We start from the raw sequence: 13,715 nt of genomic DNA, 5'->3' as shown, positions 1-13,715 counted from the left end.
GGAAATTACTATGAAAGATAATTATGATCTAGTCGTTATCGGCGGCGGACCTGGTGGTTACGAAGCGGCTATTCGTGCCGGTCAGTTGGGTATGAGCGTCGCTTGTATCGAAAAACGTGTTTACAAAGGCGAGCCGGCGCTTGGCGGTACTTGCTTGAACGTTGGTTGTATTCCATCAAAAGCTTTACTTGATACCTCACATCGCTATGAGGCGACAAAAGACGAGCTCGACGAGCATGGCATCAGCACCGGTGATGTCGGCATCAACGTCGAGAAGATGATTGAGCGTAAAGAAGGTATCGTCAAGCAATTAACCGGCGGTGTTGCGGCACTACTCAAGGGCAATGGTGTTGACTGGCTACAAGGTTGGGGCACGTTAGTCGACGGTAAAGGCGATGACAAAAAAGTTAAATTTGTTGCGCTAGAGGATGATGCAGAAAGCACCATTACTGCCAAGAACGTTATCTTAGCCTCAGGTTCTGTGCCTATCGATATTCCAGTTGCCAAAGTCGATCACGAGCATATCGTCGACTCGACTGGCGCGCTTGATTTCACTGAGACGCCAAAGCGCTTGGGCGTGATTGGTGCAGGCGTTATCGGTCTTGAGCTTGGTTCAGTATGGCGTCGCTTGGGCGCGGAAGTCGTGGTTTATGAAGCGCTGCCTGAATTTTTAGCCGCTGCGGATAAAGATATCGCCAAAGAAGCTCGTAAGATGTTCAAAAAACAAGGCTTAGATATCCGCGTCGATACCAAAGTGACTAATGCAGAAGTCAAAGACGGTCAAGTCGTCGTCACTAGCGAAAACAAAGGCGAAGCCTCAGATGAGAGCTTTGATAAATTGATCGTTTGTGTCGGTCGCCGTGCTTACTCTGAGAAGCTACTTGGCGAGGACAGCGGTGTGACGCTAACCGAACGCGGCCTTATCGATGTCGATGATCAGTGCAAAACCAATCTAGATGGCGTCTATGCTATTGGCGATTTAGTACGTGGCCCGATGCTCGCGCATAAAGCGATGGAAGAGGGCATGATGGCGGTTGAGCGCATTCATGGCGAAAAAGCACAAGTCAACTATGACACTATTATCAACATTATCTATACCCATCCAGAAATCGCTTGGGTTGGTCTGACTGAAAAAGAAGCTGCGGATGCAGGCTATGAGGTCAAAACAGGCTCATTCAATCTAGCTGCTAACGGTCGCGCGCTGGCGCAAAGTGAAGCGCAAGGCTCAATCAAAGTCGTTGCCGATGCTAAGACCGATCGTTTACTCGGTATGCATGCTATCTTTGCTGGCGCCGGCGACATCGTCCATCAAGGCATGATCGCGATGGAATTTGTCTCTAGTATCGAAGATTTGCAGCTGATGACTTTCGCGCATCCAACGATTTCAGAAGCGGTACACGAAGCTGCCTTATCTGCTGATGGCCGTGCTATTCACGCCATTCAGCGTAAAAAGCGTAAGAAATAACTAGTTGCTCGTTTAATTATTATCGATTTACAACCTGATTGGGGTATCGCTATTTTGGTGATGCCACAATCATGAGTGCGTCAGACGTATGATTCATATGTATATGTGCGCACTTGATTTCACTTTTTATTAATTGTAAAAAATAAAGGATACAATCAATGAATTTACATGAGTATCAAGCAAAAGAGCTATTAAAAAGCTACGGATTGCCAATTCAAGAAGGCATCATCGCCCATAACGGCGACGAAGCTGCTGCAGCTTTTGATAAAACCCCAACGGATATCGCGGTAATCAAGGCGCAGGTACACGCTGGCGGCCGTGGTAAAGCGGGTGGCGTAAAACTGGTTAAAACTCGTGAAGAAGCCAAGCAAGTGGCTGAAGAGCTTATCGGCACGAACCTTGTTACTTATCAAACTGACGCAGAAGGTCAGCCAGTCAACTTTGTATTGGTTGCAGAAGATATGTATCCAGTACAAACTGAGCTATATCTTGGCGCTGTTGTTGATCGTGCAACTCGTCGTGTAACTTTCATGGCGTCTACCGAAGGCGGCGTAGATATCGAAGAAGTAGCACACAACACACCAGAAAAAATCTTCAAAGTACACGTTGATCCTTTAGTTGGTTTAATGCCTTTCCAAGCGCGTGACGTTGCGTTCAAACTTGGCCTTGAAGGCAAGCAAATCAATCAATTTGTTAAATTGATGACTGGCGCCTATAAGGCATTTGTTGAAAATGACTTTGCATTGATGGAAATCAACCCATTAGCCGTTCGTGAAAACGGCGAAATCGTTTGTGTTGATGGCAAAATTGGCATCGACTCAAACGCCCTATATCGTCTGCCAAAAATCGCAGCACTACAGGATAAAACTCAAGAAAACGAGCGTGAGCTTAAAGCCGCTGAGTTTGACCTAAACTATGTTGCTCTAGAAGGTAACATCGGTTGTATGGTTAACGGTGCTGGTCTTGCCATGGCGACCATGGACATCATCAAATTGTATGGCGGCAAGCCTGCTAACTTCTTGGACGTTGGCGGCGGCGCAACCAAAGATCGCGTTGTTGAAGCGTTCAAAATTATCCTTGAAGACAGCAGTGTTGAAGGCGTACTAATCAACATTTTCGGCGGCATCGTACGCTGTGACATGATTGCAGAAGCGATTATTGCTGCAGTAAAAGAAGTTGATGTACAAGTTCCTGTGGTCGTGCGTTTAGAAGGTAACAATGCTGAGAAAGGCGCACAAATCCTGAACGAATCAGGTCTAAAACTGATTTCAGCGCAAGGTCTGTCTGACGCTGCACAAAAAATTGTCGACGCTGTAAAAGCGTAATAGTCCCGATGTGATGGCAGCTTGCCCGTTATTGGCACTGCCGTCATAAGACAACCGAATACAAGGAAAACATAATGAGTGTATTAATTGATAAAGATACCAAAGTATTGGTACAAGGTTTTACTGGTAAAAACGGTACGTTCCATTCTGAACAAGCCATCGAATACGGCACCAAAGTGGTTGGCGGTGTTACGCCAGGTAAAGGCGGTCAAACGCACCTAGGTTTGCCAGTATTTAACACCATGAGCGAAGCGATGGAAGCGACCCAAGCAGACGCTTCTGTGATCTACGTACCAGCACCTTTCGTTCTTGACTCAATCATCGAAGCGGTTGACGCGGGCGTGAAGCTGATCGTGGTTATCACCGAAGGTGTACCAACCATCGATATGCTAAAAGCCAAACGCTACATCGAAGAAGCGGGCGACGTGCGTATGGTCGGTCCAAACTGCCCAGGCGTTATCACTCCAGGTCAGTGCAAAATCGGCATCATGCCAGGTCACATCCACTTGCCAGGTAAAGTGGGCGTTATCTCTCGCTCTGGTACACTAACGTACGAAGCAGTTGCGCAGACCACCAAGCTAGGCTTTGGTCAGTCAACTTGTATCGGTATCGGTGGTGACCCAATCCCAGGCATGAACCAAATCGATGCACTAAAACTGTTCCAAGAAGACCCACAAACCGAAGCGATCATCCTAATCGGTGAAATCGGTGGTACCGCTGAAGAAGAAGCCGCCGCTTACATCAAAGAAAACGTAACCAAGCCTGTTGTTGGCTACATCGCTGGTGTCACTGCACCTGCAGGTAAGCGTATGGGCCATGCTGGTGCTATTATCTCTGGTGGTCAAGGTACTGCTGAAGAGAAATTCAAAGCGTTTGAAGATGCTGGCATCGCGTACACACGTGACCCATCTAAACTTGGCGACAAGCTAAAAGAAGTTACTGGCTGGTAAGATAGACATTAGTCTATAGTGAAACTACTAAAACTATATTGAAATGTTAAGAAGACACCCCTACAATGGGGTGTTTTTTTATATCTGAAAATCCTATGAAAAGCGAGATATTGGCCATTACTTATAAAGATTGTATCAGTTCTCATAAACATGTTATTTTGAATGATATAGCTCGTAATTTTTGATTCAGGGTTCTTGAACTGATAATTTCTGTATATCTGCTGAGACGTTTGATATTAGCAAGGTACAAATCCAAATCGCTATAATATCTACTAAGTATTTGCTAAGTTAGCATTATTTTACCTAACCTACTTTCTTAAAACAGTCCTCTTATTATGAAAAAAATTACTCATGCTGTTATCCCTGTCGCAGGCTTTGGTACGCGTATGCTGCCATTGTCTAAATCTGTGCCAAAAGAATTGTTACCGCTTGGCAATCGCCCTGCCATTCATTATGTGGTCGAAGAGGCTATCGCTGCGGGTATCAAGCATATGGTCTTGGTCGGTCATGCACAAAAAAGCGCGATTGAAAACTACTTCGATATCAATGCTGAGCTAGATAATCAATTACGTCATAAAGGTAAAGATGAGGTGGCTGATAGTTTAAATTGGCTACCAGAGGATGTAACGGTATCAATAATACGTCAAGGTAAGGCCTTAGGTTTGGGGCATGCAGTACTAGCTGCGCGTCCTATCATTGGCGAACATGATTTTGCTGTATTGCTCCCTGATGTCGTTCTCGATCCGTTTACTACTGATATGGCTGCTGATAATTTGGCCTTTATGATTGATGCTTTTAGTCATGATGGCCATTCGCAAATATTGGTAAATGAAGTTGCTGACGAAGATGTGCACAAATACGGTATCGCCAAACTTATCGATACCAGTCATATAGATGAGATATCTGGCGGCGTTAATGCCAGCTTTGGCGTGGCAGGTTTTGTAGAAAAGCCAAGCTTAGCAGAAGCACCATCAAACCTAGCTGTCGTAGGGCGTTATGTTTTTAGCAATCATATTTTTGATTACCTCGCAAACACTAAAGCTTCAGTCGGTGGTGAGATTCAACTGACTGATGCTATCGATGCGCTTATTAACGAATATGGTGTGAATGTGACAACGATGCGCGGTGCCAGTTATGATGCCGGTGACATGCGCTCGTATATGCAAGCGTTTATCTATTTTGCCGAGCAGCAATTAGCAGATGAAAAATAGCGATGGATAAGATAAAGGACGATAAGAAGTATCATAGCGCTCGCCGTTCCAAATACTGGGAGCAGTTGCAAACGCTTGCGGCGCAGCCATGGTCGCTGGCAAGTTTATTTGCGCAAGATGACAGTCGTGCGACACGCTTTAGTGCGCAAGCTGGCGCGCTGTACATGGACTATAGCAAGCAGTGTATCGATGAGCGAGTTATGGATGCTTTATTGCGGCTAGCAGATAGCTGTGAGTTGTCCGCTCGAATTGATGCGTTGATGCAAGGGGCGATGGTCAACAATAGTGAAGAACGTGCGGCCCTACATACAGCACTACGTCTGCCTGAGAATGCAGAGCTACAAGTTGGTAAGCAAGATGTGGTTGCCGATGTACATCATAGTTTGGCGCAGGTAGCGAGATTATCCGAACGTGTCCGTAGTGGCACATGGCGAGGGTTCTCAGGTAAGGCCATCACTGATGTGGTTAATATTGGCGTTGGCGGCTCTGATCTTGGGCCTCTTATGGCGACCGCTGCGCTTGATGAATGGGCAGATACGGAAATCGGTGTACATTTCGTCTCTAATATGGACGGCACTCAGCTTGATAATTTGCTCAAACATTTAAACCCTGAAACCACTTTGTTTATTATATCCTCTAAATCCTTTGGCACAGTTGATACTTTATCTAATGCCAAAACCGCACTGTCTTGGTTACTTGCGACGGCGACGCTGCGCGCTGGTACTGAAGACAGTGTGTTGCGTCGGCACTTTATTGGAATATCAGCCAATAGTGAAAAGATGAGGGCTTGGGGGATACATCTTGAGCATCAATTAGAGCTTTGGGAGTGGGTTGGAGGCCGGTTTTCTTTGTGGTCAGCGATTGGGCTAGCCATTGCTATTCGTGTTGGTATGAATAGGTTTAGGGAGCTACTAAGTGGTGCTCACAGTATGGATGAGCATTTTGCACAGGCGCATTTTACAGATAACTTACCAGTATTGCTAGGGCTGCTAGCTGTATGGAACAGTACGTTTTTGAGGGTGAATGCCCATACCGTATTGCCTTATGATGGACGGTTGGGCTATCTGCCTAGCTACTTGACCCAGCTTGAAATGGAAAGTAATGGCAAGTCGGTCACTCAGCACGGCGACCATATTGATTATGATACTTGCCCAATTCTGTGGGGCGAGATTGGTTCAAACGCTCAGCATGCCTTTTATCAGCTACTGCATCAAGGCACGCAGCAAGTCTCCTGTGATTTTATCGCTTGTGTACGCCGTTATAGTGGCGAGGTGCAAAACGCCTCGTTGCAACAACAGCATGAGCTATCTTTAGCAAACTGCTTAGCGCAAAGTCGAGTCTTGGCATTTGGCAATGCTGCTGTCACAGAGGCATCGAATAGTGATGCAAAAACGGTATCCAGTGCAGATAAATACAAATATTACCGTGGTAATCAACCATCGACTACCTTGCTTATCGATGAGCTTACGCCTCATAGTTTGGGTGCGCTGGTTGCGCTCTACGAGCATAAAGTCTACGTGATGGCCAGTATTTGGGATATCAATCCGTTTGATCAATGGGGGGTTGAGATGGGCAAGCAAATGGCAGAGTCTGTGCATGACGCTATGCAGCAAGAGGCTCACAGCCAATTTGACACTTCTACCGACCAGTTATTACAGCATATCAAAAAACTGTCTTAGTAATACTGATCAATCAATAATGTAAAAAGGTACACTCATGGGGACTGCTACAAACGATCAATGTATGCCTTATAATGGATTTGCATCAAACCCATTGACCAGTTCCAATGTGTGTGTGCTGGTTGGCCATAGTATTGAAGCGATTACCAGTGCCGTGGTGCTGGCAAGTTTAGGTCAACGCGTTCATCTGTATGCAGATATAGATCTATTGGCTCAGCAGATACAGCAATATAGCTTTGAGCATCATCTGCAAGCGCTATGGCAAATGTATGTACAGCAGCGAGTTATTACAAGTCAAGCATTGCCAGATAGTGCAGAGACGTTAATACAATATTATGAAACGGCAAATCATGGTGACAGCCACGTCGTCAGTCAGAGCATTCATAGTGATGATCAAAATAAAGTGGCGCTTTACTGGTTGTTTTTAGACAGTATTAAGTCTGCGTGGACAGAAGATGGTTGGATTCGGGCTTTTAATCAAAGCCATCAGCAGGCATTACCTGTAATAATGAGCGGAATTAAGGAATTAGGCGCTGTATCAGCACTATCTGAGCGTCTACAGCGAGCGTGGGTCTATTATATACCGTTTGTTTTTTTGCAAGATGGTGATGCTTATAACTCCATGTTGAACCCTGCATTATGGTTGCTGGGTGAAAAAACAGCAGACAGCAACCAACATTTAGAGATGTTACAGCCGTTAATGCAGCATGCTCGCGCCGCTCATCATGCCGATATCGCAACGATAGAGTTTGCGCGTAGTAGTATCATGGCGATGCTCGCGACCCGGGTGAGCTTTATGAATGAGATGTCACGCTTGGCGGATAGCCAGCAGGTGGATATCAGTCAGGTGAGTCGTATTATGGGGTTGGATGAGCGCGTAGGCAGTAGCTATCTACAGGCAGGATGGGGGTTTGGCGGTAATACACTACCTACCGAGCTGGCTAAGTTACAGCAGTCGAGCAAAATGCATAGTTTAGACATGCCTCTTTTACAGTCTGTCGTGCATATTAATGAGGACCAAAAAGAGCTGATATTTCGCAAGTTTTGGCAGTATTTTGATGGTTTCATTGACAATAAAACCGTCATGATCTGGGGTGGCAGTTATAAAGCAGGCTCAGGCCGTACCGCAGGCTCAGCCATTCATCCATTGTTAGCATTACTGTGGTCTTATGGTATCCGTACACTGGTTTATAGTGATAAAGCACAGGGTGAGCTTGCTGCACTGTACGAACAACAACCATTGCTTGAATTGATTAGTAGTCCTTATCAGAGAATCAATGATGCTCAGGCCGTTTTTTTGATCAGCTGGTCGCCACGAGATCGATTGGATATTGATAAAATCAATCAGCAAGCCATGCCAGTATTTGATGCGCAAAATACATTTACTCGATCGCAAATTGAGCGCTTAGTAGGCGACTATGTGGGCATTGGTCGAGCTAAATAGTTTTATTTAACATTAGGGCGTGTTGAACATTCGACCATGGCACTGACAGCGACTATTTTTTAGGCGATTCGATGTTAAAAATAATAAGTTTAGTCATTCTAAGCGCTTATTTTTAACGATGAAGCGGCAAAAAAGAGTCCTGCCCCCTGCTTTTATCATTGGGGCTGATGCTAAAATTGCCCCATACTGCGTTACAAATCTCGCTAAGGCATCTGCATTATCGTCGCTTTGTGCCTTGTCTGGAACAATTTTAGCGATCAGCAGTGCCTATTTGCGAATGTTCAACACGCCCTATTCATTATCAAAAAAGCTCGCTAACCATGATTAGCGAGCTTTTTTTGTGACTTTACGCTGGTACTGCTCCTTGTACCGCTAGCCATTGTTGAATTTCTTGCGTTTTACTAGCCAATAACGAGTGATCGCCGCGACTTTCGATATTCAATCTGATAAGTGGTTCAGTATTTGAAGCACGCAAATTAAAGCGCCATTCGCCAAAATTTAGGCTTAAGCCATCAAGCAGAGATTTATTAGGGCTGTCGATACTAAATTTTTCTTCAATGGCACTGATGATGGTTGGGGCATCATGAGTCGTGAGGCGGAAGTTTAGTTCGCCTGAGCTGGGATAAGACTGAATATAGCCTGTGACCAATTCTGATAAGGTCTTACCTGTGATAGACAGCAGCTCAATGGTGAGTAACCAAGGAATCATACCGCTGTCACAATAGAAAAAGTCACGGAAGTAATGATGGGCCGACATCTCGCCACCATAGACCGCACCTGAGTCCCGCATGATTTGCTTGATAAAAGAATGTCCAGACTTACTGATGACGGCATTGCCATTATGCGCTTCGATAACCGCTTCAGTATTGTATACGACGCGCGGATCATACACGATTGATTCATTCGGGTATTTGTTCAAAAAGGCTTGAGCGAGCATACCGACGATGTAGCTACCATCAATAAATACACCGTTTTCATCAAATAAGAAACAGCGATCAAAGTCACCATCGAAGGCAATACCAAGATCCGCTTTGTTTTCCAAAACGGCCTGCTGGGTGGCCGTTCTATTGGTTTCAATCATTGGATTGGGGATGCCGTTAGGGAAGCTGCCATCTGGTGTATGATGCAATTTAACCACTTCAATCGGTGCATCTGCTTGTGATAGCTTATCAATTAACAAGTCCACGACTGGACCTGCGCTGCCATTGCCAGAGTTGATGACCAGTTTAAGCGGCTTTAATTTATCAACATCGATAAAAGTCATGACATGATCGATATAAGCACTTTTATCAGTCAATAATTGCAACTTTCCTGATTGATTGTCAGTGGTAAATTGTCCTGATTCTGCCAATGCTTGAATTTCTGCTAACCCATCATCCGCACTGATAGGTTTTGAGTGCTCTTTGACCAGTTTTAAACCATTGTAGTTGATAGGGTTGTGGCTCGCCGTGACCTCTATACCGCCCAGCGCCTGATAATAACTGGTAGCAAAGTACACCTCTTCCGTACCACTCATGCCCAAATCGATTACATCGACGCCTGCATCAACGATGCCTTTGATAGTGGCTTGTTTTAATTGCTCACTAGAGTGGCGAATATCGCTACCAATGACGATAGCTGGTTTTAGATCTGCCATATCATTGGTTCTATTTTCAATGGCTGCGTGATAGCGCTGATATAAAATCTGAGCAAAAGCCCGACCAATACGGTAGGCGATATCTTCATCGAGATTGACGCCAAGCTCACCGCGTATATCATAGGCTTTAAACGAGTTGATGGTGATAGGATTGAATTCCGTGGCTGGCTGATAGCTGGTGGTCGCAGAAGTCGACATAATGATAAAATTCCTTGCGCATGAGCAATGATAAAATAAGAAAGTAGATAGCATAATTATAAGCCAATCAGGGTTCAATGATACATTAACTACTCAATGAGTTAGATAAATGTCGATATGTATGACGCAGATTTATGCTGATCGATCACTAAGCCTCGTACTACACTGACATACGAGAATGATAAACTATACGCTATACCAAGCCAAAAAATGGCATGATAAATAAGATATAAGAGTATTTCCTATGAGTATTTTAGACAATAAAATTACCGTACCTAAGCCCGTGCAAGGAACGCCAGAAGCAAGCGGTGAGTTTGATGATCTGCTGGCTTTGATGGCTCGTCTACGAGCAGATTGTCCGTGGGATAGGAAACAGACCAACCATAGCCTGATTCCGTATGCCATTGAAGAAGCCTATGAGCTGGGCGAAGCAGTGCAAAGCGATGATGATGAAGATATAAAGGGTGAGCTGGGAGATGTCCTATTACAAGTCATCTTTCATTGTCAGATGTACGCTGAACAAGGGCGTTTTGATATGAGTGATGTCATTACGACCTTACAAGAAAAGCTGGTTCGCCGTCACCCTCATGTATTTGAAGCCGAAACGCTCAAGGACGATGCGGCAGTAAAAGTACGCTGGGATGAAATTAAATTGGAAGAGCAGCAGGCACGTGAAGCACGAGGTAAGTCAAAACGTCGCTTAGATAACGTGAAAGCCGGTAGTGCTCTCATGCAGGCACAAAATGTACAAAAACAAGCGTCAACGCTGGGTTTTGATTGGGACGGTGTTACTGGTGCCGTCGAAAAGCTAGACGAAGAGATTGCCGAGCTAAAGCATGAGCTAACAGATAAATCTATAGTCGAGATCAAAGCAAATATCAGAGAGGTAGAAAAGGAATTAGGCGATTGCATGTTTGCGCTCGTCAATGTCGCACGTAAACTAAACCTTGATGCAGAAGCCGCTACCTTAACCTGCGTACATAAATTTAAATCACGTTTTGGTTATATTGAGGAGCAATTAGCATTAAGTGGTAAGCGTTTGGAGGACAGCGATATAACCGAAATGGATGCATTGTGGGAAGCGGCGAAACAACATGAACGCTCATCATAAAATTTCGTCTCACAGTTATATTTCGCCCAGCAGCTACACAGCAATGTCTATTGTTAGTCTTTTATGCGCTCTGCTGATGCTTAATAATGCCCACGCTGCTCCCTGTTTTGACAACCCTCAGCGCGCTTACGCTTATCTGTTGGCACAAAAAAATGCCAAAATACAAGCACGAGATGAAGCCACCGTAAATATCAATCATGCCAGTGAAGGGGAGCTGGTATCGCTGAATGGTATTGGCAGCAGTAAAGCCCAGGCGATTATTTTATATCGTGAAATGTTTGGTGAATTCAAAACAGTAGATGAGTTGGCAAAGGTGAAAGGTATTGGTGCAAAAACGCTTGAGAAAAATCGAAGACGCTTAAGTGTGCAAGATTAATAGCGGTATTTTGCATTAATCAATCCCAATATTGACAAAATAGCATGTAAGTAAATGTCATAACACACCCAGCACGTGCAAAATTTGTTAAACTAGCGGGTACATCCGCCTGATAAACGCTGTGTTATTCAGGGGTGGTTAAAGAATACCGGCGAGGAGTAGATGCATGGCCGAGCGTGCCGCCAAGCAGTTAGAACTGAACAAATCTGAATTACCCAATTCCATTACTGAAGTGATTGCCACATTGACCCGAGCTGGGTTTGATGCGTATATTGTTGGTGGCGGTGTGCGCGACACCTTATTGGGTCTGCGCCCAAAAGACTTTGACGCCGTGACTGATGCCAAGCCGCACGAGATTAAAGACGTCTTTGGCAAGCGTTGCCGTATCATCGGTCGCCGCTTCCAATTGGCGCATGTATATTCAGGTCGCGAGTTAATCGAAGTGGCTACCTTTCGCGGACCACCGACCAACAACGCCAATACCAATCAGGACGGTATGATCCTGCGCGACAATGTGTGGGGCGATATCAAGCAAGACTTTGCCCGTCGTGACTTTTCTATCAACGCGCTTTATTATCAGCCGCTCAAAGGCGTGGTTCATGATTTCTGCGGTGCGCTTGATGATATTGATAATAGAATTATTCGTCTATTGGGTCATGCGCCAGTGCGTATCGAAGAAGATCCAGTAAGACTATTACGTGCGCTGCGATTTAAAGCCAAATTGGGCTTTGAGTTTGACGATGCGTTATCCGATCAGTTTCATGATGGTAATTGGGCGCTGCTTGAGCAGATATCGCCACATCGTCTCTACGATGAAACACAGAAGATGTTTACCGGTGGCTATCTAGTGCCACTGTTGCCACTATTGTTTGAGTCGGGTGCGATGGACAGCCTCATCATTTACCCACCAGCCGAGCCAAGCGCCTTAGTCAATCAAGTGGCCATCAATACCGACAAGCGTATTGCGGCAGGCAAAAGCATCAATCCAGCGTTCTTTTATGCGGCGCTATTGTGGGAAAACTATTTGCATCAATTGGCAAAAGCTAAAAAGCGCAATATGCCGTTTGCTGAAGCACAAATGCATGCCGCTGGTAAAGTCATTGACCGTCAACGCATCAAAACCGCTATTCCAAAATTTGCTGAGCAGTTTATCCGTGATATCTGGATATTGCAGCCAAAACTTGCGGCTCCGCGTAGCAAGCAAATCGTTCAGCTCTCTGAGCATCCGCGCTTTCGTGCAGGTTTTGACTTTTTATTATTGCGTGAGCAATGCGGTGATGCTGAGCACCCATTGTCAGAGTCGACGAATGGCATGGGCGAGTGGTGGCAGACGTATCAGACATTGTCTGAACGAGAGCAACAGCAAGCGATTGAAGCGTTCGACGAAAATATTCGCCGCGGTGCCTATAAAAAAGGGCAACGTAGTCGCGGGCGCAATCGTCAAAAACCAGAAGCAAATATCACTGATCACTCACCATCTAATCAGAACAGTGCAAAACAAAGTAAAGCCAATACTAGTACTGATAAAGGTAGGAATGATCAGACAATGGTAAATGACCCATCAAATATCCCAGCACGCCGTCGTCGCGCTGTCAGTCAGTCTAAAAATGACAGCAGTAACAACACAGCATACAACACGCAGCAGGTAAAGCAAGACAGTAATGAGCTTGCGCAGCTACAGCAGCTATCGCTTGCCAGTAATAACCAGGCGACAAACAAACGCCATCACTCTAAACCTGCCCCACTGTTTGTGATAGAACACGAAAAAGTTGTGCCACCGCTACAAAAGCAGCTGCCAGCAGAGAGTGCATCGCAGCCGAAGCGCAAGAATACACCTGTGCAAACGGATAAAGCTGATCGTTCAGATAGTACTCAGTTGTCTAAAGCTAATTCGTCAGAGGTTAAGGCATCATCTGATCAGGTAAAACCAACTCGCACAATCGCCAGATCGCCTGCGCTTGTCAGTATGAATAACGAGCCGATTCCGCACAAGCGTCGCCGTCGTCAGCCTACTGTTGATAGTACAAATAGTGTCGAGTTGCAAAGTAAGAATGATAAAGAACAATCAACAGCGAAGTATGCGAGAAAAGCACCTAAGTCAGTAGCGACATCAGCTAGTCCAGCTGATACTACAGAAGCAAAAACTGTAGCGCGTGAAGGGACAAAGAAAGCGGCTACACCAACAAAGGCCAAGAAACCAGTCAAAGCAAAGACTGAGCAAGTTGATAGTAATCAAGCGCCTGCTGTTAAAGTGACCGACGATAAAGGCCCTGTGCCATCAAAACGCCGTCGCCGTCAGCCTAGTACTGAAAGTGCCTGA

10 protein-coding genes are annotated in these 13,715 nt (G+C 45.4%); 9 read left to right on the top strand and 1 reads right to left on the bottom strand.

Annotation, left to right across the window (positions count from 1 at the left end; all coding sequences use genetic code 11):
* Positions 1-10: 10 nt before the first annotated feature.
* The 6 genes from lpdA to GYK50_RS12105 all read left to right on the top strand — a co-directional run bounded on the left by lpdA (position 11) and on the right by GYK50_RS12105 (position 8,074).
* Positions 11-1,465, top strand: a complete 1,455-nt coding sequence (lpdA, locus tag GYK50_RS12130; RefSeq protein WP_186475284.1) for a dihydrolipoyl dehydrogenase — start codon at positions 11-13, stop codon at positions 1,463-1,465.
* 158 nt (positions 1,466-1,623) lie between these two features.
* Complete coding sequence (sucC, locus tag GYK50_RS12125; RefSeq protein ID WP_186475283.1) at positions 1,624-2,790, top strand: ADP-forming succinate--CoA ligase subunit beta; 1,167 nt, start codon at positions 1,624-1,626, stop codon at positions 2,788-2,790.
* A 74-nt stretch (positions 2,791-2,864) separates the two neighbouring features.
* On the top strand, positions 2,865-3,740 hold the full coding sequence (gene sucD / locus GYK50_RS12120) for a succinate--CoA ligase subunit alpha (protein WP_093069786.1): 876 nt from the start codon (positions 2,865-2,867) through the stop codon (positions 3,738-3,740).
* Positions 3,741-4,075: 335 nt separating this feature from the next.
* Positions 4,076-4,951 (top strand): UTP--glucose-1-phosphate uridylyltransferase, encoded by an 876-nt coding sequence (locus GYK50_RS12115; RefSeq protein ID WP_093069789.1) that lies wholly within the window; start codon positions 4,076-4,078, stop codon positions 4,949-4,951.
* 2 nt (positions 4,952-4,953) lie between these two features.
* Positions 4,954-6,630 carry a glucose-6-phosphate isomerase gene (gene pgi / locus GYK50_RS12110; protein WP_093069791.1) on the top strand — a complete coding sequence of 559 codons (1,677 nt, stop codon included), beginning with the start codon at positions 4,954-4,956 and terminating at the stop codon, positions 6,628-6,630.
* Positions 6,631-6,667: 37 nt separating this feature from the next.
* Positions 6,668-8,074 carry a UDP-glucose/GDP-mannose dehydrogenase family protein gene (locus GYK50_RS12105; protein ID WP_186475282.1) on the top strand — a complete coding sequence of 469 codons (1,407 nt, stop codon included), beginning with the start codon at positions 6,668-6,670 and terminating at the stop codon, positions 8,072-8,074.
* Positions 8,075-8,420: 346 nt separating this feature from the next.
* Here the strand turns inward: GYK50_RS12105 and GYK50_RS12100 are convergent, their stop codons facing one another.
* Positions 8,421-9,908 (bottom strand): phosphohexomutase domain-containing protein, encoded by a 1,488-nt coding sequence (locus GYK50_RS12100; RefSeq protein ID WP_186475281.1) that lies wholly within the window; start codon positions 9,906-9,908, stop codon positions 8,421-8,423.
* Positions 9,909-10,152: 244 nt separating this feature from the next.
* Between GYK50_RS12100 and mazG the strand changes: the two genes are divergently transcribed.
* From mazG to pcnB, 3 genes are all read left to right on the top strand, one after another.
* Complete coding sequence (gene mazG, locus GYK50_RS12095) at positions 10,153-11,019, top strand: nucleoside triphosphate pyrophosphohydrolase (protein ID WP_186475280.1); 867 nt, start codon at positions 10,153-10,155, stop codon at positions 11,017-11,019.
* Positions 11,003-11,395 (top strand): ComEA family DNA-binding protein, encoded by a 393-nt coding sequence (locus GYK50_RS12090; RefSeq protein ID WP_212564023.1) that lies wholly within the window; start codon positions 11,003-11,005, stop codon positions 11,393-11,395. Before mazG ends, GYK50_RS12090 begins: the two co-directional genes overlap by 17 nt.
* Before the next feature lie 166 nt (positions 11,396-11,561).
* Positions 11,562-13,715, top strand: coding sequence for a polynucleotide adenylyltransferase PcnB (pcnB, locus tag GYK50_RS12085; RefSeq protein ID WP_212564022.1), 2,154 nt, complete (start codon positions 11,562-11,564; stop codon positions 13,713-13,715).

This window comes from Psychrobacter pacificensis, from assembly GCF_018336615.1.
Taxonomy (GTDB): Bacteria; Pseudomonadota; Gammaproteobacteria; order Pseudomonadales; family Moraxellaceae; genus Psychrobacter; species Psychrobacter pacificensis.
This window is presented reverse-complemented; position numbering and strand designations above follow the sequence as displayed.

What these genes read in the sequence shown, in the direction of transcription:
- sucD (WP_093069786.1), top strand. Translation starts at nt 2,865, where the DNA reads ATGAGTGTATTAATTGATAAAGATACCAAAGTATTGGTACAAGGTTTT.
- pgi (WP_093069791.1), top strand. Translation starts at nt 4,954, where the DNA reads ATGGATAAGATAAAGGACGATAAGAAGTATCATAGCGCTCGCCGTTCC.
- mazG (WP_186475280.1), top strand. Translation starts at nt 10,153, where the DNA reads ATGAGTATTTTAGACAATAAAATTACCGTACCTAAGCCCGTGCAAGGA.
- GYK50_RS12100 (WP_186475281.1), bottom strand. Translation starts at nt 9,908, where the DNA reads ATGTCGACTTCTGCGACCACCAGCTATCAGCCAGCCACGGAATTCAAT.
- GYK50_RS12115 (WP_093069789.1), top strand. Translation starts at nt 4,076, where the DNA reads ATGAAAAAAATTACTCATGCTGTTATCCCTGTCGCAGGCTTTGGTACG.
- GYK50_RS12105 (WP_186475282.1), top strand. Translation starts at nt 6,668, where the DNA reads ATGGGGACTGCTACAAACGATCAATGTATGCCTTATAATGGATTTGCA.
- sucC (WP_186475283.1), top strand. Translation starts at nt 1,624, where the DNA reads ATGAATTTACATGAGTATCAAGCAAAAGAGCTATTAAAAAGCTACGGA.
- pcnB (WP_212564022.1), top strand. Translation starts at nt 11,562, where the DNA reads ATGGCCGAGCGTGCCGCCAAGCAGTTAGAACTGAACAAATCTGAATTA.
- GYK50_RS12090 (WP_212564023.1), top strand. Translation starts at nt 11,003, where the DNA reads ATGAACGCTCATCATAAAATTTCGTCTCACAGTTATATTTCGCCCAGC.
- lpdA (WP_186475284.1), top strand. Translation starts at nt 11, where the DNA reads ATGAAAGATAATTATGATCTAGTCGTTATCGGCGGCGGACCTGGTGGT.